Origin of the sequence: Amycolatopsis cihanbeyliensis, assembly GCF_006715045.1 — a bacterium.
In the GTDB taxonomy this organism is placed as follows: domain Bacteria; phylum Actinomycetota; class Actinomycetes; order Mycobacteriales; family Pseudonocardiaceae; genus Amycolatopsis; species Amycolatopsis cihanbeyliensis.
The window spans coordinates 3898277-3918051 of the sequence record NZ_VFML01000001.1 but is presented as its reverse complement, the minus strand read 5'-3'; the positions used below and the strand labels follow the sequence as shown (position 1 = coordinate 3918051).

Below are 19775 nucleotides of genomic sequence, written 5' to 3'. Positions count from 1 at the left end.
CTGGTGGTGTCTAGCTTGCCGGATTGCCCGGTCGGGACTCGCCGATCACCGGGGGCACGGTCTTGCCCTCGGTGCCGCCGTAGGTGTCGTCCGGGTCCGGGTCTTTCAGGTAGTCCGGCCGTTTGCGTTCCTCGTCCTCAGCGCCGCGGCCGCGCCCGGCGCCGGCCCCCATCGGCATCGCGCCGGTACCTCGCGTACCGGCCGCGCCGGGTGTCCCCGAGGCTCCACCGCGCACTGTTCCGCCTTCGCCCGGCGGTAGGGCGCCGGTGAATCGGCCACCGCCGGGACCGGCACCCGGTCGACCGGCGCCAGGGCCACCCGCGCCGGGGCCACCGCCCGAGCGGTAGCCGCCCGTACCCGGCGCGCGATTTTCCGTGCCCGTGCCGATCGGTCCGATCGTGGTTCCGCTGTGGGGGCCGGCACCGGTGTTGGTGTTCAGGTTGTTGACCGGGGTGCCGGTCGGGCCGAACCGGTACCCGTCCTGCCCACCCGGCACGGGCGGTGGCGGGGTGCTTGCCGCTGCCGCCCGCGTGCTGTCGGTGCCGGTTCGGGGCGCGGTCGAGTCCGACGGTGCGGGACCGGAAGGGCCGCCGTCGCCGGGCGGGTTGACCGTCGGCGGCGGTTGGACACGCTCACCGCTACCGGTGTCGGTCGACCGGGGCGCACCACCCGAGGCACCCACCGAGCCACCGACCACCGGCCCCGGCGACGACTGGGGGCGGCTTATCCCGCTGTCCGTGCCGCCGGTTCCGCTCTCGGTGAGCCCCACGGACCCGCCCGGATCGGCCATCGGCGCATACGCCGCCGGATACGTCTGCGCGGTCGCCGTGCTCGCCTGGTGGTACGCCCCGAACGCCGCGACGTTGGTCTGGCTGCCTGCGTTGTACTCGGCCAGCCGGCGCGAGTGTGCGCCGAAGTCGCCGGTGCTCAACCCGTCGACGACGTCCTGTGGGGTCAGCTCTGGCGGTTTGGGCGGTACCGGTACGACCGTGCTGCGCACCCGGTCGAATGCCCCCGCCTGCTCGCCCGCGCCGCTGTCGGCCTCGGCCAGATGGTCGGCGTCCTGCATCGCCGCCCGCGCCAACGGGGAGGCGGCATTCGCGGCGGCCTCGCCGGCTTCGCCCTGCCACCCTTCTTGGACCTTGCCGCCCAGCCGCATCACCCGGTCGGCGCGCTCCTCCAACCGGCGCCTCAACTTCGCGGCGGCCTCCTGCGCGGCCGACAGCCTCTCCGTGCCGGCACCGCCGGTGACCTGCTGGTAGATCTGCGCCGGAGTCAACGCCTCCTCGGGCATCACTGACCCCCCTTAACGTTCTTCACAACCTCCACCGCCGTATCGTGCGCGGCCTGGCAGGGGTCTTTCTTCCCCCGATTCCACTCCGACAGGCGCGAAAAGATCTGCACCGTGCGTTTGTCGCTCGTGCCCACCGCAACGGCGCAATAGCCCTGCTCCCGCTCATCGCGCGGTCCGTACGTAACGGCTGGGTACCCCTCAACGTCGGGCATCTCTTCGAAGAACTTGTAGGCCTTCCCCCGTTGCCGGTAGATCGCGGCCAAACCATCGTCAGTGATGGTCGGGAGTTCCAAACCGATGCGCGCGCCGGAGCCGTCGCGCTTGGACCAGGAGCAGCCGTCGCCTACCGGGTTGTCCAACGTCGGTTTGCTGTGGGCGCCCTCGCCCAAGAATCTGGTGACCTGCTCATCGGTCAGTAGCGAACAAGGGGCCGTCTGGTAGTGGGTTGAGATGGCGGCGCAACTCTCGCACCTGGTCGACAAGCTGCCGATCCCACTCGGTCAGTTCGTGCTCGGCATCTTCGCTCACCGTTGCCCCCTCGACATCCTCGTCGGTCACTAGGGGTTCACGCCCGGAGCGCATGGCGCCCGGCCGGGTGCTCGTGCGGGACCGGCGAGGGGCGAAACGGCGCCTCGCCGAGACGCCGTTGCTGAGGTACCGGCAGCTCCCGCGTGGTGTCTGGGTCCGTGCCCGGCCACACACCACGCCCCGCGCCGCGCGCCCGGTACAGCGCCGGCCCCTGGTCCTCGCCACACAACAGCCGGCCGTCGGTGCTCGGCCATCGGCGCGTGAGCGCACTCCCGGCTACGGGCGTCGACTCGGCCGAGTCGACGTAGCCCTCGACCGGCTCGGCCTCGATCCGTTCCCATCCGAGCCGGGTCAGGATCGCCTCGACCGAGTACGCCGGGTCGTCGTGGGCATGGCACCCGTGTGACCGGGAGGCCGAGCGCAGCCACCCGGCACCGGCAGCAGCGACAAGCACCACCAGTGCCGCGAGGGCGAGCACACCACCGACGTTATGCATCGCCGGTCACTGTTCGTGGCGTGGGTTGCTCGTGGAGGGACGGGCTCCTCGGCAGGCGATCAAGGCGACCTCGCCGAGTTCGTCCAGCCACTCGCCCGCCTCCTTTCGCGTGGCCAGTGGCGCGTTCGACTCCAGGCCGTGACGCACCATCGCGACCGCCAACCCCACCCACGCCCGTGGTGGCATGACGCCTTGCTCAGCCTCGCCTTCGCGGTTATGCGCTCGTTCCACAGCTCACCCCTTCCGCTCGCCTGAGCGGGCCTTCGTTTCGACCGCCTGACGGCCTGTCGGGACCCGGCCCCGCCAGAACCCGGGCGGGAATCAGGCGGGGCGGGCCACCGGCGACGCATCGCCGTACTGTGAAACGTACATGGTGAGATGTGCAGTGTGGATGATTCAATCGGGTGAACCCGAAACGGGACGCCGAGCCGAGCGGCTTGAACCCGGCAGACTGGCGCCCGCCCCGAAGGAGAGGAACGGCGAGAATGCAAGAACCTGGTCCGGCCGTCCGCCGGCGACAGCTCGGACGCCTGCTGCGTGACTTCCGTGCCGCCTCCGGGTTCAAGACGATGGAGGCGGCCGCCGAACGCTCCGGCTTGAGCCGGGCGACCATCAGCCGGATCGAGAACGCCAAGCAGGCGATCCTGCCGAAGACGGTCCGCCTGCTGTGCCAGGCATACGGTGTCGGCGCGCCGATGCTCGATCACCTGCTCCGGCTGGCCGAGGAGTCCGACGACCGCGGCTGGCTGGTGGCCTACGGCGACACCGTGCCCGACTGGTTCGAGCGCTATGTCGGCGAGGAGTCGGACGCGATCGAGATCTGGAACTACGAAGCCGAGTTCGTGCCCGGCTTATTGCAGACCGCTGACTACTGCCGCGCCGTCTCGGCGGCGGCCGGGCCGGATGTCACCGAGGAGAGCCTGCACCGGCTGGTCGCGTTTCGCCAGGCCCGGCAGGAACGCCTGCACGGCGAAGACGCCCCACAGCTCGACGTGGTGATCAACGAGGCGGCGCTGCGCCGGGTGGTCGGCTCGCCGGAGGTGATGGCTGAGCAGCTGCGGCACCTGGCCGAGATGGCCGCTCGAACGAACATCACCGTGCGGGCGCTGCCGTTCTCCGCCGGTGCGCATCCGGCCATGACGAACTCGTTCACCATGCTGCACTTCCCCGAGGAGGCCGGGGTGGCCACCGCCTACGTGGAGATCGACTCCGGCGCGATCTACCCGGATCGGCCCACCGACTTCGACCGCTATACCTGGATATTTCGTCGCCTGGGTGAGTTGGTGTTGACGGCCGAGGACACAGCCGCGCTGCTCACTAAGCTTGCGCAAGAGCTGTAGAACCCGGGCGAAATGGAAGGCGGTGCGGGATGACCCCGGACCAGAACACGCAACGATGGCGCAGGTCCAGCTACTCCAGCGGGCAGGGTGGCCAGTGCGTCGAGCTGTCGCACGCCCTCTCCGCGATTCGCGACTCGAAGGACCGGGCGGCGGGAGCCCTTGACCTGTCGCCCACGGCCTTCCGGGCCTTCCTGCGGCAGGTGCGGGAAGGGTAAGCCGACGCCGGACAGCCAAGGGGGCCGACCCACTGAGGTCGGCCCCCTTTCCGTTGTCTTGCCATGCCTCCGGGGCGGTCATACACACCCGTGAGCGAAGTTACTTCGTCATGCTAAGCAATTATTGTTAGCATAGCTAAATGACTTTCCGGAGGTGGGGATGAGCTCTGGGCATGCGAGCCTGCTGGAGGCGGTCAAGGGGCAGCCACGGCAGGTCTGGATCACCGCGTTCGCCGCGGTCATCGCGTTCATGGGGATCGGGCTGGTGGACCCGATCCTGCTGTCCATCGCCGAGGGCCTGGACGCGACGCCCGCCCAGGTCACCCTGCTGTTCTCCGCCTACCTCGGGGTGCAGGTGGTCGCCATGCTGGTCACCGGCGCGGCCAGCGCGCGCTTCGGGGCGAAGCGGACCGTGCTCACCGGGCTGTCGCTGATCGTGCTGGCGACCGCGCTGTGCACGGTGGCCGGTTCCATCGAGCAACTGGTCGGCCTGCGTGCGGTGTGGGGGCTCGGCAACGCCTTCTTCATCGCCACCGCGCTTTCGGTGATCGTCGGCGCGGCCACCGGCGGCCAGGCCGGCGCCATCCTGCTCTACGAGGCCGCGCTCGGGGTCGGGCTCTCGGTGGGCCCGCTGCTCGGCGCGGTGCTCGGCAGCATCTCCTGGCGGGGTCCCTTCCTCGGCACGGCCGTGCTGATGGCCAGTGCCCTCGTGCTCTGCGTCGCCTTCCTGCGCAGCGACGCGGGCGAGCGGCGACCCCCGGTCCGGCTGCTCGACCCGCTCCGCGCGCTGCGCCACGGCGGGCTGTTGCGTACCTCGATCGGCTCCGCGCTGTACACCGCGGCGTTCTTCGTGGTGCTCGCCTGGTCCCCGTTCGTGCTGGAGTGGAGCGCGATCGCCGTCGGCCTGGTGTTCTTCGGCTGGGGGCTGTGCGTCGCGGTCGCCGGGGTGCTGCTGGCGCCGCGGCTGGCGGCCCGGCTCGGCGAGCGGCATGCCACCGTGCTGGCGGTATCCGGTTATGCCCTGCTGATGCTGGTCATGGTGGTGCCGAGCAAGCCGCTGCTGGTGCTGGCCATCATCGCGAGCGGGTTGGTGTCCGGGCTGCTGAACACCCTGTTCACCGGCACCGCGATGTCGATCAGCCCGGCGCCGCGGCCGGTGGCCAGCGCGGGCTACAACTTCTGCCGCTGGCTCGGCGGCGCGCTGGCCGCCACCCTGGTCGGCCATGTGGCGGAGTGGTTCGGCTTCGGGCAGGCGCCCTACCTGGTGGCCGCCGTGCTCTGCGTGGCCGCCGGTGGCCTGCTGGCCATCCCGGACCGCACGCCCGACCCGCACACGGTGCCCGCGGGCGCGGCACTGGTCGGCGAGGAGTTCTGAACTCGCGGCCACCGAGGGGTATTCAGAACGACCCAGCGACCGCGGGCCGCCAGGCCCATGGTCACCGCGGCGCGCAGCGCCACCGTGTGGGTGGTGGTGGGCGACGGGCGGGAGGTCGTTGCAGGTCACCGCACTGGTGAGGCGCATTGCAGGCCTGAGTAACCCGACCGCGGAACAAGACACACTGTGCCGGTCGGTACCGATCCCACCTCCAGCAGGCCGACCCTCCTGTCTCGCGAGCACAGCCGCCGTTGCCGAGTCGCTCTACTTCCGGTCTCCTTGGTAATAACCAACTAACGGTGTATTCCGCGATGCCATGATCTTCGCATAGCGTCGGATCCTCGAACGACGTTCCCGGAGGTCCGCGTGCCACCACGCCCGCTCCCGCTGCTGCCCCCGCATCCCGCGAAGCGGGCCGCCGTCACCTGCGCGTACCGCTGCGGCGACGCGTGCTTCCACGCCCCGCCGAACACCTCGGCCAATCCCTACTTCGGCGAGATTCTCGGCGCGGTGTCCCGGCGCGGCGTACTGCGCGCCGGTGCGGTGGTCGCGCTCGCCGCGGGCACGCTGGGTACCGGCCGTACCGCAGCCGCCACCACTCGCCCGCCCGCGCCGGGTACGGACTTCGAGGTGGTCCGGCCGAACACGCTGGACGCCGTGGTGGTGCCGGAGGGATACGAGCAGGCGGTGGTGATCCGCTGGGGTGACCCGGTGCTGCCCGGCGCGCCGGAGTTCGACTTCGACCACCAGACCGCGGCCGCCCAGGAACGGCAGTTCGGGTTCAACTGCGACTTCGCGGCCAGGCTGCCGCTGGACCCGCTCGGCATGCACTCGCTGCTGGTCACCAACCACGAGTACACCAGCGAGCGGTTCATGTTCCGCGACTACGACGAGGAGAACCCGACCGAGGAACAGGTGCGGATCGCCTGGGCCGCGCACGGGCTGTCCGTGCTGCTGCTGTCCAGGAAGCCGTTCTCCGGCGAGCTCGCCCCGCGGCCCTCACACCTCAACCGCAGGATCACGCTGCGCACGCCCTTCCGCGTCACCGGACCCGCCGCGGGCAGCGAGCTGCTGCGGACCCCGGACGACCCGGCAGGCACCCGGGTGCTCGGCACGATGAACAACTGCGCGGGCGGGGTGACCCCGTGGGGCACGATCCTGTCCGGGGAGGAGAACTTCCACCAGTATTTCGCGCATGCCGACCAGGTGACCGATCCGGTGCGGCAGCGGCGGCTGGAGCGCTACGGGGTACGCGGCGGGGCCAGCACCCGCAGGTGGGAACGGTTCGACTCCCGCTTCGACCTCGCCCGCCAGCCGAACGAGGTGAACCGGTTCGGCTGGGTGGTCGAGCTCGACCCGCACGATCCGTACAGCACCCCGGTGAAACACACCGCGCTCGGCCGGTTCAAGCACGAGTGCGCCAACGTCCGGCTCACCGCGGACGGCAGGGTGGTGGCCTACTCCGGGGACGACGAGCGGTTCGAGTACATCTACAAGTTCGTCTCCAGCGGGCGGATGAAGCGGGGGCACGGTCGCGCGGCCCGCGGGCACAACATGACCCTGCTCGACCACGGCACGCTCTACGTCGGCCGGTTCACCGGGGACTCCCCGGCGAGCGAGATCGACGGTTCCGGCAGGCTGCCCGCGGACGGCGAGTTCGACGGTTCCGGCGAGTGGATCCCGCTGGCCGAGGATGACCGGTCCTTCGTACCGGGCATGACCGCCGAGGAGGTCTACGTCTTCACCCGCGAGGCCGCCGACCGTGTCGGCGCCACCAAGATGGACCGCCCGGAGGACATCCAGGTGCACCCGCGCACCGGCCGGGTGTACTGCGCGCTCACCAACAACACCGAGCGGGGGCAGCGGGGCAAGGAAGGCGCCACCGAGCCCAACCCGCGCGATGGCAACCGGCACGGCCAGGTCCTCGAGTTCGAGGAGGACCCGCTGGCCATCCGGTTCTCCTGGCGGTTGCTGCTGGTCTGCGGTGACCCGGATGCGCCGGACACCTACTTCGCCGGCTTCCCCAAGGACCAGGTCAGCCCGATCTCCTGCCCGGACAACCTGGCCTTCGACACCTGGGGCAACCTGTGGATCTCCACCGACTCCTCCGCGGCCCTCGGCTTCAACGACGGGCTGTACGTGGTGCCACTGGAGGGGGCGAGCCGCGGGCACGTCAAGCTGTTCCTCACCGTGCCCCGGGGTGCGGAGACCTGCGGGCCGGTGATCGACGACCGGGTGGTCACGGTCTGCGTGCAGCACCCCGGGGAGCTGGACGGGGCCAGCGCGGACGAGCCGGCCTCGCACTGGCCGGACGGTGGAGACAGCCAACCGCGACCCGCGGTGGTGGCGGTGTGGAACCCCGGCAGACATGGCCCGCGCCGGGTCGGTAGTTAACCACTTCGCTCGTTCCTGAACCGTTCACCTGGACTTCCGCCTCGCCTCGTTTGGCCGACATAGCGTCTCGGTCGTTCCCGAACCGAGTGATCATGGAGGCGTTGTGTCCTTCGAGCCCGGGCGGCTGCTGCCGCTGTCGACCACCCATCCCGGTGGCCGCTCCGCGGTCACCTGCGAGTACCGCTGCGGCAACGCGTGCGCCCACCCGGCGCCCAACACCTCGGACAACGAGTACTTCGGCGACGTCGTACGGGACATGCTGTCCCGGCGTGGCGCGCTCAAGGCGGGCGCCGCGCTCGCCGCGACCGCAGGCGGGTTCGCCGCGCTCTCCGGCACCGCGGTCGCCGCCCCCGGTTCCGCGCCGCACGCGCTGCCCGCGACTGCCGGCGGGAACGGCAGGCAGCGGCACGGGATCCCCGGTACCGACTTCGACCCGGTGCGGCCGAACACCGCCGACGCGGTGACCATCCCCGAGGGGTACCGGCAGGACATCGTGATCCGCTGGGGCGACCCGGTGCTGCCCGGGGCGCCGGAGTTCGACTTCGCGAACCAGACCGCGGCGGCGCAGGAGCAGCAGTTCGGCTACAACAACGATTTCGTCGGGCTGATCCCGCAGGACCCGATCGGCTGGTTCAACCTGCTGGTGGTCAACCACGAGTACACCAGCGAGCCGCAGATGTTCCCCGCCGGCAGCTACGACCGGGACAACCCCACCGCGGAGCAGGTGCGGATCGCCTGGGCCGCGCACGGCCTGAGCGTGGTGCAGACCGTACGCGAGTTCGGCGGCGGCCTGCGGGTGCTGCCCGGCAGGCACAACCGGCGGATCACCATCAACACCGGGTTCGAGCTGCGTGGTCCGGCCGCGGGCTCGAGGTACCTGAAGACCTCGGCGGACCCGACCGGCAGGAAGGTCCTCGGTACGCAGAACAACTGCGCGGGCGGGGTGACCCCGTGGGGCACCGTGCTCTCCGGTGAGGAGAACTTCCACCAGTACTTCGCGCACGGCGAGCGGGTCACCGACCCGACCCAGCGGGAGCGCCTCGCGCGCTACGGCCTGCGCGGCGGCGAGACCAGCCGCAAGTGGGAGCGGTTCGACAAGCGCTGGGACGTGACCGAGGAGCCGAACGAGTGCAACCGGTTCGGCTGGGTGGTCGAGATCGACCCGCACGACCCGCACTCGACCCCGGTCAAGCACACCGCGCTCGGCCGGTTCAAGCACGAGGCGGCCAACGTCAAGATCGCCGAGGACGGCCGGGTGGTCGTGTACTCCGGCGACGACGAGCGCTTCGACTACATCTACAAGTTCGTCTCCAGCGGCAGGTACAAGAAGGGCCAGAGCAGGCACGCCCGCAGGCACAACTCCGCCCTGCTGGACGAGGGCACCCTGTACGTCGCGCGGTTCACCGGCGACTCCCCCGCAGGGGAGATCGACGGTTCCGGCACGCTGCCGTCGGACGGCGAGTTCGACGGCACCGGCGAGTGGATCCCGCTGGCCAGCGGGAACAAATCCTTTGTGGACGGATTCACCGCGGAGGAGGTGTACGTCTTCACCCGGCTTGCCGCGGACAAGGCGGGCGCCACCAAGATGGACCGGCCGGAGGATATCGAGCCGAACCCGGTGAACGGCCGGATCTACGCGGCGCTGACCAACAACTCCGACCGCGGTGCCGCCGGCAAGGACGCCGCCGACGAGGCCAACCCGCGCACCGGCAACCGCAACGGGCACGTGCTGGAGTGGGAGGAGACCGGCGGAGACGGCGCGGCCACCAGCTTCTCCTGGCGGCTGCTGCTGGTCTGCGGCGACCCGGCCGAGGCGGACACCTACTTCGGCGGCTTCCCCAAGGACCAGGTCAGCCCGATCTCCTGCCCGGACAACGTGGCCTTCGACGGCTACGGAAACCTGTGGATCTCCACCGACGGCAACACCCTCGGCTCGAACGACGGCCTGTTCTCGGTGCCGGTGGACGGCAGGGAGCGCGGGCACGTCAAGCAGTTCCTCACCGTGCCGGTCGGCGCGGAGACCTGCGGTCCGGTGGTGACCGAGAACCTGGTCCTGGTCGCCGTGCAGCACCCCGGCGAGGGTGGTACTCCCGCCGACCCGCTGTCGCACTGGCCGGACGGCGGTGACGCCCAGCCGCGCCCTTCCATCGTCGCCGTGTGGCGCCAGGGCTGGTGGGGCTTTCCCGGCAGGATCGGCTGCCGCTGACCTCCGCTCCCGGCACGGCGCTACCGTGGGGGTATGGCAGAAGATCCACTCGCGCTGGTGACCGGCGCGTCCCGGGGTATCGGGGCGGCGGTCGCGCAGGCGCTGGCACCAACCCACCGGCTGCTGCTCGGCGGGCGGGACTCCGACGCGCTCGCCGAGCAGGCCGGGCGGCTGCCCGGGGCGCGGCCGTGGGCGGTCGACCTCGCCGATCCGGAGGCGCTGCGCGAGGCCACCGCCGAGATCGACCGGCTGGAGGTGCTGGTGCACTCCGCCGGGGTGGCCGAGCTGGGCACCGTCGAGCAGGCAAGCGCCCAGGCGTGGCGGAACAACCTCGAGGTCAACCTGGTGGCCGTGGCCGAGCTGACCCGCCTGCTGCTGCCCGCCCTGCGCGCCGCGCGCGGGCACGTCGTGGTGCTCAACTCCGGCGCCGGGCTGAACGCGCGCCCCGGCTGGGGCCCGTACGCGGCCAGCAAGTTCGCCGCGCGGGCCTTCGCCGACGCGCTGCGCGCCGAGGAGGAGGGCGGCGGGCTGCGGGTCACCTCGGTCTATCCCGGCCGCACCGACACCGAGATGCAGCGGGCCGTGGTCGCAGGCGAGGGCGGGGAGTACGACCCGGAGCGCTTCCTGCGCCCCGAGTCGGTCGCCGACGCCGTACGTGCCGCGGTGACCGCGAGCGGGGACGCGCATCCGACCGAGATCGTCCTGCGTCCCCGGCCAGCAGTGCCCTGAACGTGGCGTTCGCGACGTTCAACGTCGCGAACGGCATGTTTAAGACGTTCAGCGTCCTGAAAGTGCCGTTCAGGGCACTTCGGTTACGCGCGCAGCCGGGCCGCGGCGGTGGCCACCTCGGCCTGCGCGGCGGCCCGGTCCACCCGGGTGGACTCGCCCTCGGCCACCACCTGTTCACCAGCCACCCACACGTCGCGTACCAGCCGCGAGCCCGACGCCCACACCAGGTTCGCCAGCAGCGCCTCGTCCGGCACCTCCAGGCCGGTGGCGAAGGCGGGCTGGTCCACGTCGACGTGCACGATGTCCGCCCAGCGGCCGGGCTCCAGCGCGCCGATGTCCGCGCGGCCCAACGCTTCCGCGCCGCCACGGGTGGCCAGCAGCAGCGCCTGCCCCGCGGTCAGCGCGGTCGAGTCCTGAGTGGATATGCGGCTGAACATGGCGGCGAGCTGGACCTCCTCCCACAGGTCGAGATCGTCGTTGCTGGCCGGCCCGTCGGTGCCCAGCCCGACCGGGATCGCGGCCGCCCGCAGCCGCGACAGCGGGGCGATCCCGGAGGCCAGCTTGGCGTTCGAGCCGGGGCAGTGCGCGACACCCGCGCCGCGCCTGGCGAGTAGCGCGATGTCCGCTTCGGAAAGGTGCACCGCGTGCGCCGCCAGCAGCCTGCCCGCCAGCAGGTCGACCCGTTCCAGCAACTGCGGAACCGAGCCGTGCTCCGCGCGTTGCCGCTCGTCCTCGGTGGCCGCCTCGGCCACGTGGATGTGCACCAGCGCGTCGCGCCGGCCCGCGGACTCGGCGATCGCCCCCAGTGCTTCCATCGGCAGCATGTACGCCGAGTGCGGTGCGTAGCAGATCTCCACCCGGTCCCCGGCCCCGAAGCGCAGCCCGTCCGCGTCGATCCACCGTTCCGTCGCCGCGATCATGGCGGACCAGTCCAGGCCGGGAAGGTCGATGATCGGTGAGCCGAGCAGCACCCGCGCACCGGTGGACAGCACCGCCTCGGCCATCCGCTCGGCGTGAAAGTACATCTCCGCGCTGGTGGTCACCCCGTGCCGGAGCATCTCCACCGAGCCGAGCAGCATGCCGGCGCCCACGTCCTCCGGCCGCAGCCGGGCCTCCGCGGGCCAGATCACCTCCTGCAACCAGCGCAGCAGCGGCAGGTCACCGCCGAGGCCGCGCAGCAGCACCATCGGGCTGTGCGCGTGCGCGTTCACCAGGCCGGGCAGCAGGATGCCCGGCAGCGTCCGCAGCCGGGCGTCCTCCGCGGCGGGTGCGGTGACATAGGGTCCACAGTGGACAATTCGGCCGGAGGCGTCGATATCCACCACGGCGTCTCGCAGCACGGAGCAGGCGGGGTCGGCCGGCAACACGACCGGAGCATGAAGGCGAAGTGCTGGCATGTCGCGATCGTACGGAACCGCGACGACCCTCAGCCGTCCATCAGCCCGGAACGCCAGGCCCAGGCCGCGATCTCCACCCGGTTCCTGGCGTTGATCTTGGACTGGACCGAGGCGAGATGGGTCTTCACCGTGGACAGCGAGAGGAACAGCTCGGTTCCGATCTCGGTATTGGTGAGCCCGCGGGCCGTGGCCCGCACCACATCCAGCTCGCGGGCGGTGAGCGGCTCGCTCGGTTCCTCGCTGTCCCGGCTCGGTGCGGGGCCGTCGAAGTGCCGCAGCAGCCGCACGGTGATCTGCGGCGACACCAGCGCGTCCCCGCGCTCGGCCGCGCGCACCGCCTCGATCAGCAGCGCGGGGCCGGCGTCCTTCAGCAGGAACCCGCTCGCCCCGTTGCGCAGCGCGGTGTGCACGTACTCGTCCAGGTCGAAGGTGGTCACCACGACCACCTTGATCGGGTCGGCGACGTCCGGCCCGGCCAACTGCCTGGTCACCGCGAGGCCGTCCATGCCGGGCATCCGGATGTCCAGCAGGCAGACGTCCGGTCGCAGCTCCCTTGCCTTGCGCACGGCTTCCACCCCGTCCGGCACGTCGGCGACCACCTCGATGTCGTCCTGCGCGTCGAGGATCATCCGGAACCCGGTCCGCACCATGTCCTGGTCGTCGGCGATCAGCACCCTTATCACTCGGTTTCCTCCGCGACCAGGTGCGACCCCCGCGGGGTGCCGCGGCGCAGGACCGTGCCCATCATTCGACTCCTTCCAGCGGTAACCACGCCTCGACCAGCCAGCCACCGTCCGGCCCCGGCCCGGCGGAGAGCCGTCCGTGCAGTAGTTCGACTCGTTCGCGCATACCGACCAGACCGTAGCCGCCGTCCCGCCACCCGCCGCCGCCCACCACGGAGGCGCCGCGCGCCGCTGCGTCTTCTCCACCGCCCACCGGTCGCTGGCGTTCGTGCTCGCCGTCGTCGCTCACTCGGATGTGCAACTGCCCGCCCTCGACCCGAGCGGACACCGCGACCATGGTGGCCGTGGCGGCGTGCTTGCCGACGTTGGTCAGCGACTCCTGCACCAGCCGCAGCGTGGAGCGGGCGACCTCCTGCGGCAGGCCGGGCGGCAGGTCGAGATCCAGCTCCACCGACACCCCGTGCTGCGCGGAGTCGACCAGCCTGCGCAGGTCGGCGGCGAGGTCGGTGGTGGCCTGCTCGCTGAGCTCGCTGCTGCCCGCTGGTGCGTCCCCGCGCATACTGCGCACCAGCCTGCGCATCGCGGTGAGCGCGTCGGTTCCCGCGGTCTCGATCCGCTCCAGCGCGTCCACCACGACCATCGGGTTCTGCTGGGCGACCATCTTCGCCGCCTGCGCCTGCACCACGATCCCGGTGACGTGATGCGCGACCACATCGTGCAGCTCGCGGGCCAGTGCCATCCGCTCCGAGGTCTGCGCGTCGGTGACCGCGGCCTGTACCGCCTGGGTCCGCTCCGAGTCCCTTGACCGGAGGAACAGCCCGGTGGCCACCGCGACGCCGAGGGTCAGCACCGCGGCGACGAACAGCGCACGCAGCCCGTCCACACTCGGGTAGGGCAGGCCCGCCCGCGAGTTCAGCAACGCGGCCAGCGCCACCACCCCGGCCAGCAGCCCGATCACGGTCCACGCGCGCACCGGCTGCAGGTACCGGACGAGCAGCACCACCACCATGCCGCCGGCCGCGATCTGGCTGATCGGCATGCCGGTGGCGGTGATGTAGCTGTCCCCCGGTAACTGCCAGGACACCAGCGCGGACAGCAGCATGGACAGCACCAGCCCGAACCCCGCGCGCATCGGGTAGCGGGTCGCGAGCACGGCGCAGCCCGCCGAGGCCATCGAGCACAGCAATACCGGCGCCGTGCGCAGTTCGGTGGAGGCCGTGGTGTACATCTCCAGGAACAGCAGCAGGGAGAACGCCCCGATCAGCGGCCACTGGCCGCGCACGAGGCTGGCCAGCGGACCCGGTTCCCGCCGGGCCGGCGGCTTGCGGAACTGGATGCCGGTCACCACCGCCACGATCAGCAGTACCAGCCCGGCCACCAGGGTCTGGATGACGTCGCTGCGCCGCACCAGGAAGGTCCCCTCGGTGCGCATCGCGATCGCCAGCAGGCAGGAGGTCACCAGCGTCGCGACGGCGGTGAAGGCCACCCCGCCACGGGCCGTGCGCACGCAGTAGAACACCAGCTCGAACCCCGCGACCGTCTCGGCGAAGGAGACGGTGGACAGCAGCGCGGTGTACGGGGCCCCGTGGCCCAGCACGATCAGGGTGCTGGACACGAACAGCACCGCCGAGCCGGCGAAGGTGGCCGTCACCGGCTGGCTGCGGGCCCACAGCGCGCAGGCGGACAGCATCAGGACGCCGGGCAGCAGCACCAGGTCGGCCGACGGCTGGCCGATATGGTCGGTCGCGGCGGAGAAGATGATCACCAGGTCGCACAGCAGCGCGGCCGCCAGCACGCTGCCGGGCAGCCCGAGCCACTGCAACGCGGCGGTGAGCCGGCGGGTGAGCCGGTTGGACGACTGGGACACACCGTGACGGTAAGCCAATCGCGCCGAACCGCACCTTGGCCGGGTAGCCCTCCGCCATCGGCCGATCGGCCGATGAGCAGCGGCCCGGCACAGGCCTTCCGTCCGAAGTGCCCGGTGCCGCTCCCGCGCGAGGCTGCTCCGCAGGCAACAGACCTGGAAGGAAGAGTTTCGTGCAGACAACACAAAGGCCCGGTCCGCAGGGGGCGCCGGTGCTTTCCGGCCGGGGGCTGGTCAAGCGGTACGGCACGCAGCACGCCTTGGCCGGGGTGGACATCGACATCCAACCGGGGGACGCCGTGGCGATCGTCGGTCCGTCCGGCTCCGGCAAGACCTCGCTGCTGCACGTGCTGGCCGGCATCCTGCGCGCCGACGCGGGCGAGATCCACCTCGCGGGCACGCGTGTCGACCGGCTCGGCGAGACCAAGCGCAGCGAGCTGCGCCGCACCGAGTTCGGGTTCGTGTTCCAGTCCGGGATGCTGGTCGCCGAGCTGAGTGCCGAGGAGAACGTCGCGCTACCGCTACTGCTCGGCGGAACCGGCCGCGGGGAGGCACTGCGGTCCGCGCGGGACTGGCTGAGCAGGCTGGGGTTGTCCGGCAAGGAGCGGCAGCGCCCTGGTGAGCTGTCCGGCGGTGAGGCGCAGCGGGTGGCGATCGCCAGGGCACTCACCCACCGGCCACGGGTCATCTTCGCCGACGAGCCGACCGGCGCGCTGGACACCCGCACCGGCCGGGACACGATGGACGCGCTGCTGTCCGCGGCGCGGGACAGCGGGGCCGCGGTGATCATCGTGACGCACGATCGCGAGCTGGCCGACTCCGTGCCGCGCACCGTGGCGATCCGGGACGGGCTCATCGACAACGCGGTGGTGGCAGCGCCATGACCGTCGGTGACGACGAGGGAGCATCGCAGGTCCGGTCCGCGGGCCGAGGAGCGCGGCGAGGAGGAGTCGAAGCATGACCTTCGGTGACGACGAGGGAGCATCGCAGGTCCGGTCCGCGGGCCGAGGAGCGCGGCGAGGAGGAGTCGAAGCATGACCTTCGGTGACGACGAGGGAGCATCGCAGGTCCGGTCCGCGGGCCGAGGAGCGCAGCGAGGAGGAGTCGAAGCATGAATAGCTTCAGGCTGGCGCTACGCGTACTGCGGGTGGACCGGCGGACCCGCACCTCGGCGATCCTCACCGGGGTCGGCGTCGCGGTGGCCACCGCGCTGGTGCTGCTGCTGGTAGGCCTACCCTTCGCCACCCAGGCCCGCGCCGAGCGGGCGATGTGGCAGGACGGCCACGGCTACCTGCCGTCCGAGGGTGCCGCCACGCTCGCCTACCAGCGCAGCACCGACTACACCGGCGACGAGGAGATCACCAGGGTGGACGTGGCGGCACTGGCCGACCCGTCCGCCGTGCGGCTACCGCCGGGGATACCGCGGCTGCCCGGACCGGGCGAGGTGCTGGTCTCCCCCGAGCTGGCACAGCGGATCGACCACACCCCGGCCGCCGAGCTGGGTGACCGGTTCGGCGGGGACGCGGCCGGCCTGCTGGGTGCCGAGGCGCTGCGCTCACCCGAGCAACTGCTCGCACTGGTCGGGCACGCCCCGGACGGCATGCCGGCGGACGCGATGCGGCTGGCCGGCTTCCCGTCCGGCGACGCGGACACCGATCCGCTGCTGAGCCTGCTCGCCGGGGTAGGTGTGGTGGTACTGCTGGTGCCCAGCCTGGTGCTGGTCGCCTCGGCCGCCCGGCTCACCGCGGCACGCAGGGAGCGACGCCTCGCCGCGCTGCGGCTGGCGGGCGCCACCCCTGGCCAGGTGACCTCGATGGTGGCGGCCGAGATCGCGTTCGCCTCGGTCGGGGGTGCCCTGCTGGGGTTCGCGGCCGGTCCCGGCCTGCGCTCGCTGGCCACCACGGTGCCGTGGGACGGCGGGACCTGGCAGGCCGACGATTTCACCACGCCGACCGCGTTCACCGTGGCGATCGTGCTGGCCATCCCGCTGCTGGTGCTGGCGGCGGCGGTGCTCGGGTTGCGCAGGGTGCTGCGGACCCCGCTCGGCGCGGCGGGCGCGCACGGGCGCAAACCGCTGCACTGGTGGCGGCTGCTCGCGTTGCCGGTGGCCGGGCTGTTCTTCTGCTACGTCGTCGTCTCCGGCTCGTCCTTCGATCCGGAGCTGGCCCAGTTGCTGCTGCTGGCCGGGCTCGCCATGATCGTCGGCTCGGCCGCGATCGTCGGCCCGTGGATCACCTCGGCGGTCGGCGGGATCTTCGTGCGGTCCTGGCGCAGGCCGGCCGCGCTGCTGGCGGGCAGGCGGCTGCGGGATGATCCGAAGGGCGCCTACCGCGCCTCGGCCGGGGTGGTACTGGCGGTGTTCGTGGGCTCCATGGCGCTGACCCTGCTGCCCAGCTTCGAGGCGCAGGCGGGCGGCGGCCGCTCCTTCCACGACTCCGTGCTCTACCTGGACACCACGGCGGACCGCGCCGCGCAGGTGCTCGGCACGGCCAACGCGGAGCTGGCCCGTTACGGCCAGTCCGAACGCGCCGTCGGCGCCGGCAGGGTGGTGCTCACCAACGAGTCCGGGGCAGGCCAGCCGGCGCTGGTGCTGAGCTGCGCCGCGGCCGAGAAGCTGACCCGGTTCGAGTTCGGTGGCGCCTGCGCAGGGACCCCCGGGATCTACAGCGACTACCGGATGGAAACCGAAGGGCTGGCGGTCGGCCAGTGGGACGCCCCGGACCCGGCGGAGGGGGGCACACCGCTGCCCGAGGGCACCCCGGTGCGCCCGGTGTCCGCGGGGGACGCGGACATCTCCGGTTCGGTGCTCATCGACCCGGCGGTGCTGCCAGCGGGGTTCGTCCCGCAGGACGTCACCGTGGCGGTGCCGACCACGCGGCAGAACCGGGAGGTCGTGCGCACCGCGCTGGTCGCGGCCGCGGGCGGCGAGCAGGTGTACAGCCGCGAGCTCCGGCTGGCCGGGCAGCAGACCCAGCTGGCCGACCTGCGCAGGGTGACGGTGATCGGGCTGGTCGCGGCCGCGGTACTGGCCGGGTGCAGTGCCGCCATCGCCACCGCGGGCTCGGTCATGGACCGGCGGCGGACCTTCGGTGCGCTGATCGCCGCCGGCACACCGGTGCGGGTGCTGGCGCGGGCGCTGCGCACCGAGGCCGCACTGCCCGCGCTGGTCGCCACGGTTGGCGCGGGCCTGGTCGGGGTACTCGTCGGGCTCGGGTTGTTCAGCCTGTTCGACTACGGATCGATCGTGCTCAGCCCGTGGGTGCTGGCCCCGGTGGTGCTCGGCGCCGGGGTGGCCACGCTGGCCGCCTCGGTGTGCCGCCCGGCACTGAACCGGGTGCGTGCCGAGCCGCTTGCCGAGGAGTAGCGCCCCGCTCGCCGTCGACACTCCGGCCCTTCGTCGGGGGAGGGCCGGAGTGTCGACGGCTTCCATCGGCCGATCGGGCGGTCGCTTTCCGGCCGGTCGGCCAGGGGGCACCGGCCACTCGACCGATCCGCTGACCTGCGCTTTCGCTGGAAACTGGGGTCAGTCGGCCGCGTGGTGCGGCCACCGGTGACTCCAGGAGGAAATCATGCAACTGCTCGTGACGGTGGGAAGCGCCATCGGCCTGCTGGTACTGCTGCTGCTCGCGCTCGCGCCGCTGCTGGTGGAGCTGAACGAGCGGCGGCCGGTTCGCCAGGTCGACCGGCCCGCGCTGGGCGAGCGGGTGCGGCCGGCGCGCACCGCTCAGCTACCGGTGTGATCGACCCGTTCGAAGATCAGGTCCCGGCTGACCCGGCCCTCCTCTCGCGCCCGGTTCTCGAACTTGGTCACCGGCCGCCATTCCGGCCGGGGCGCCCAGTCCGGGAACCGGTTACGTAGCTGCGGCTCGGCCGTGCACAGCTCGAGCATCTGCTCCGCGTAGTTCTCCCAGTCGGTCGCCAGGTGCAGGGTGCCGCCCGCGGCGAGCCGGGAGGTCATCAGCGCCACGAACTCCGGCTGGACCAGCCTGCGCTTGTGGTGCTTCTTCTTCGGCCACGGGTCGGGGAAGAAGATCCGGACCCCGGCCAGCGAGTCGGGTGGCACGTGCTCGGTGAGCAGGACGACCGCGTCCCCGAGGAACAGCCGCAGGTTCCGCACACCGAGCTTCTCCGCGCGCAGCATGAGCTGCCCGAGCCCGGCCTGGTAGACCTCGACCGCGAGGTAGTTCACCTCCGGCGCCGCGGCGGCCAGCTCCGCGGTCGTCTCGCCCATCCCGGAACCGATCTCCAGCAGCAGCGGGGCGGACCGGCCGAACCAGCCCGTGAAGTCCACCGGCCCGGGTTCCAGCTCGTCCACCGACCGGCCCATGGCCGGCCAGTTCCGTTCCCAGGCCCGTTCCTGACCCACCGTCATCCGCCCGCCACGCCGTACGTAGCTGACCACGCTGCGCATCCGCGGCTGCTGCTCGCTGTCCACGGGCTCGCACGATAGCCGGGCCACGCCGACGAGGCGGGGCCGGTCAGCGCACCGCCTCGAACTCGCCGAGCCGGGACCGCAGGCCGGCCAGCCCGGCGACGGTGATCGGGTCCGGTGTGCCCTGGCTGTGCGCGGGAAGCACGTCGATCCACCCGGGGTGCCGGTCCGTGGTCAGCACCGTGGTGGGGATCCGGTGCCCGGTCTTGCCGCCCTCGGACGGCATGAACTCCCAGTAGCCGGACTCACCGTCCATGGACCACGGGACGTACTCCCAGCCCGGCCTCCTGCCGAGCAACTGCGCGATCCGGTCCTCGACCCGGAAGCCGTACTCCCTGCTGGGCAGCTCACCCGCGGCCAGGGCGCGTAACCACCACGGCGCGGGCACCGGCCCGCCCGCCTGGCACGCCACCCGGTACAGCGCGAGCACGTGCTCTTCCGCGGCACGGTGAATCCAGGCGCGCCGGATGTCGGAGGGCTTGGTGGCCCCCGCGACCACCCGGGGCAGTTCGATGGCCTGGGACCACTCCAGTTCGGGCATGGCCTCGAGCCTGGGCGGGCGGGGTGCGGCCGGAATGCTGGTATCGGTTGCGTTCTCAACCTGGTCAACAGCACTGTCGACACTTGCGCTGATCTCCACCGTCAAGGGTCACCTCCGTAGAGTCCGTGACGGATCTGATGTCGAATGTCGTCCGCTCGACGGCACTTCGTCCGCTGCTAGTGGGTAAGCCCACAACGACTTAACGTGGCTTTAATGCGCCGTCACGCGGTAGTGCACGCTCTGACCAGGATATCGCGGACCGCCACCCGATCGTTACATCA

The 19775-nt window shown here is 71.7% G+C and carries 18 protein-coding genes; 9 read left to right on the top strand and 9 right to left on the bottom strand.

From position 1 onward, the window contains the following. Positions 1-10: 10 nt before the first annotated feature. From FB471_RS17680 to FB471_RS17665, 4 genes are all read right to left on the bottom strand, one after another. Positions 11-1294 (bottom strand): PPE domain-containing protein, encoded by a 1284-nt coding sequence (locus tag FB471_RS17680; RefSeq protein ID WP_141999558.1) that lies wholly within the window; start codon positions 1292-1294, stop codon positions 11-13. Next, on the bottom strand, positions 1294-1776 hold the full coding sequence (locus tag FB471_RS17675; protein WP_170220843.1) for a DUF3558 domain-containing protein: 483 nt from the start codon (positions 1774-1776) through the stop codon (positions 1294-1296). The genes FB471_RS17680 and FB471_RS17675 overlap by 1 nt, the downstream gene beginning before the upstream one ends. Before the next feature lie 83 nt (positions 1777-1859). Then, positions 1860-2318: a hypothetical protein gene (locus tag FB471_RS17670; RefSeq protein WP_141999556.1), complete on the bottom strand. Its 459-nt coding sequence runs from the start codon at positions 2316-2318 to the stop codon at positions 1860-1862. A gap of 6 nt (positions 2319-2324) precedes the next feature. Next, the gene (locus FB471_RS17665; protein ID WP_141999555.1) at positions 2325-2549 is read right to left on the bottom strand and encodes a hypothetical protein; all 225 of its coding nucleotides are present in this window, start codon (positions 2547-2549) and stop codon (positions 2325-2327) included. Between the two features lie 254 nt (positions 2550-2803). Between FB471_RS17665 and FB471_RS17660 the strand changes: the two genes are divergently transcribed. From FB471_RS17660 to FB471_RS17635, 6 genes are all read left to right on the top strand, one after another. Then, entirely contained in the window at positions 2804-3658 is an 855-nt protein-coding gene (locus FB471_RS17660) for a Scr1 family TA system antitoxin-like transcriptional regulator (protein WP_141999554.1), read from the top strand. Between the two features lie 29 nt (positions 3659-3687). Beyond that, a complete protein-coding gene (locus FB471_RS17655) occupies positions 3688-3873 on the top strand; it encodes a DUF397 domain-containing protein (protein ID WP_141999553.1) in 186 nt (61 codons plus the stop codon). 160 nt (positions 3874-4033) lie between these two features. Beyond that, on the top strand, positions 4034-5248 hold the full coding sequence (locus FB471_RS17650; RefSeq protein ID WP_141999552.1) for an MFS transporter: 1215 nt from the start codon (positions 4034-4036) through the stop codon (positions 5246-5248). Positions 5249-5614: 366 nt separating this feature from the next. Continuing rightward, on the top strand, positions 5615-7642 hold the full coding sequence (locus FB471_RS17645; RefSeq protein WP_141999551.1) for a PhoX family protein: 2028 nt from the start codon (positions 5615-5617) through the stop codon (positions 7640-7642). Positions 7643-7745: 103 nt separating this feature from the next. After that, positions 7746-9848: a PhoX family protein gene (locus FB471_RS17640; RefSeq protein ID WP_141999550.1), complete on the top strand. Its 2103-nt coding sequence runs from the start codon at positions 7746-7748 to the stop codon at positions 9846-9848. 33 nt (positions 9849-9881) lie between these two features. After that, positions 9882-10577 carry an SDR family oxidoreductase gene (locus FB471_RS17635; protein ID WP_141999549.1) on the top strand — a complete coding sequence of 232 codons (696 nt, stop codon included), beginning with the start codon at positions 9882-9884 and terminating at the stop codon, positions 10575-10577. 83 nt (positions 10578-10660) lie between these two features. Here the strand turns inward: FB471_RS17635 and FB471_RS17630 are convergent, their stop codons facing one another. From FB471_RS17630 to FB471_RS17620, 3 genes are all read right to left on the bottom strand, one after another. Then, positions 10661-11974 (bottom strand): amidohydrolase family protein, encoded by a 1314-nt coding sequence (locus FB471_RS17630; protein WP_141999548.1) that lies wholly within the window; start codon positions 11972-11974, stop codon positions 10661-10663. Between the two features lie 29 nt (positions 11975-12003). After that, positions 12004-12657 carry a response regulator gene (locus FB471_RS17625; protein ID WP_141999547.1) on the bottom strand — a complete coding sequence of 218 codons (654 nt, stop codon included), beginning with the start codon at positions 12655-12657 and terminating at the stop codon, positions 12004-12006. Positions 12658-12718: 61 nt separating this feature from the next. Further along, entirely contained in the window at positions 12719-14524 is a 1806-nt protein-coding gene (locus tag FB471_RS17620) for a sensor histidine kinase (RefSeq protein WP_170220842.1), read from the bottom strand. 170 nt (positions 14525-14694) lie between these two features. Between FB471_RS17620 and FB471_RS17615 the strand changes: the two genes are divergently transcribed. The 3 genes from FB471_RS17615 (at position 14695) to FB471_RS34160 (ending at position 18261) form a co-directional block, all read left to right on the top strand. After that, positions 14695-15405: an ABC transporter ATP-binding protein gene (locus FB471_RS17615; RefSeq protein WP_425457074.1), complete on the top strand. Its 711-nt coding sequence runs from the start codon at positions 14695-14697 to the stop codon at positions 15403-15405. Between the two features lie 227 nt (positions 15406-15632). Next, positions 15633-17885 (top strand): ABC transporter permease, encoded by a 2253-nt coding sequence (locus tag FB471_RS17610; protein ID WP_141999546.1) that lies wholly within the window; start codon positions 15633-15635, stop codon positions 17883-17885. 205 nt (positions 17886-18090) lie between these two features. After that, positions 18091-18261, top strand: a complete 171-nt coding sequence (locus FB471_RS34160; RefSeq protein WP_170220841.1) for a hypothetical protein — start codon at positions 18091-18093, stop codon at positions 18259-18261. Here FB471_RS34160 and trmB read toward each other — a convergent pair. Both trmB and FB471_RS17600 read right to left on the bottom strand, forming a co-directional pair. Continuing rightward, positions 18246-18956, bottom strand: a complete 711-nt coding sequence (gene trmB / locus FB471_RS17605; protein ID WP_141999545.1) for a tRNA (guanosine(46)-N7)-methyltransferase TrmB — start codon at positions 18954-18956, stop codon at positions 18246-18248. The two genes, FB471_RS34160 and trmB, sit on opposite strands and share 16 nt — an antisense overlap. A 43-nt stretch (positions 18957-18999) precedes the next feature. After that, a complete protein-coding gene (locus FB471_RS17600) occupies positions 19000-19494 on the bottom strand; it encodes a hypothetical protein (protein ID WP_211358055.1) in 495 nt (164 codons plus the stop codon). Positions 19495-19775 lie beyond the last annotated feature (281 nt).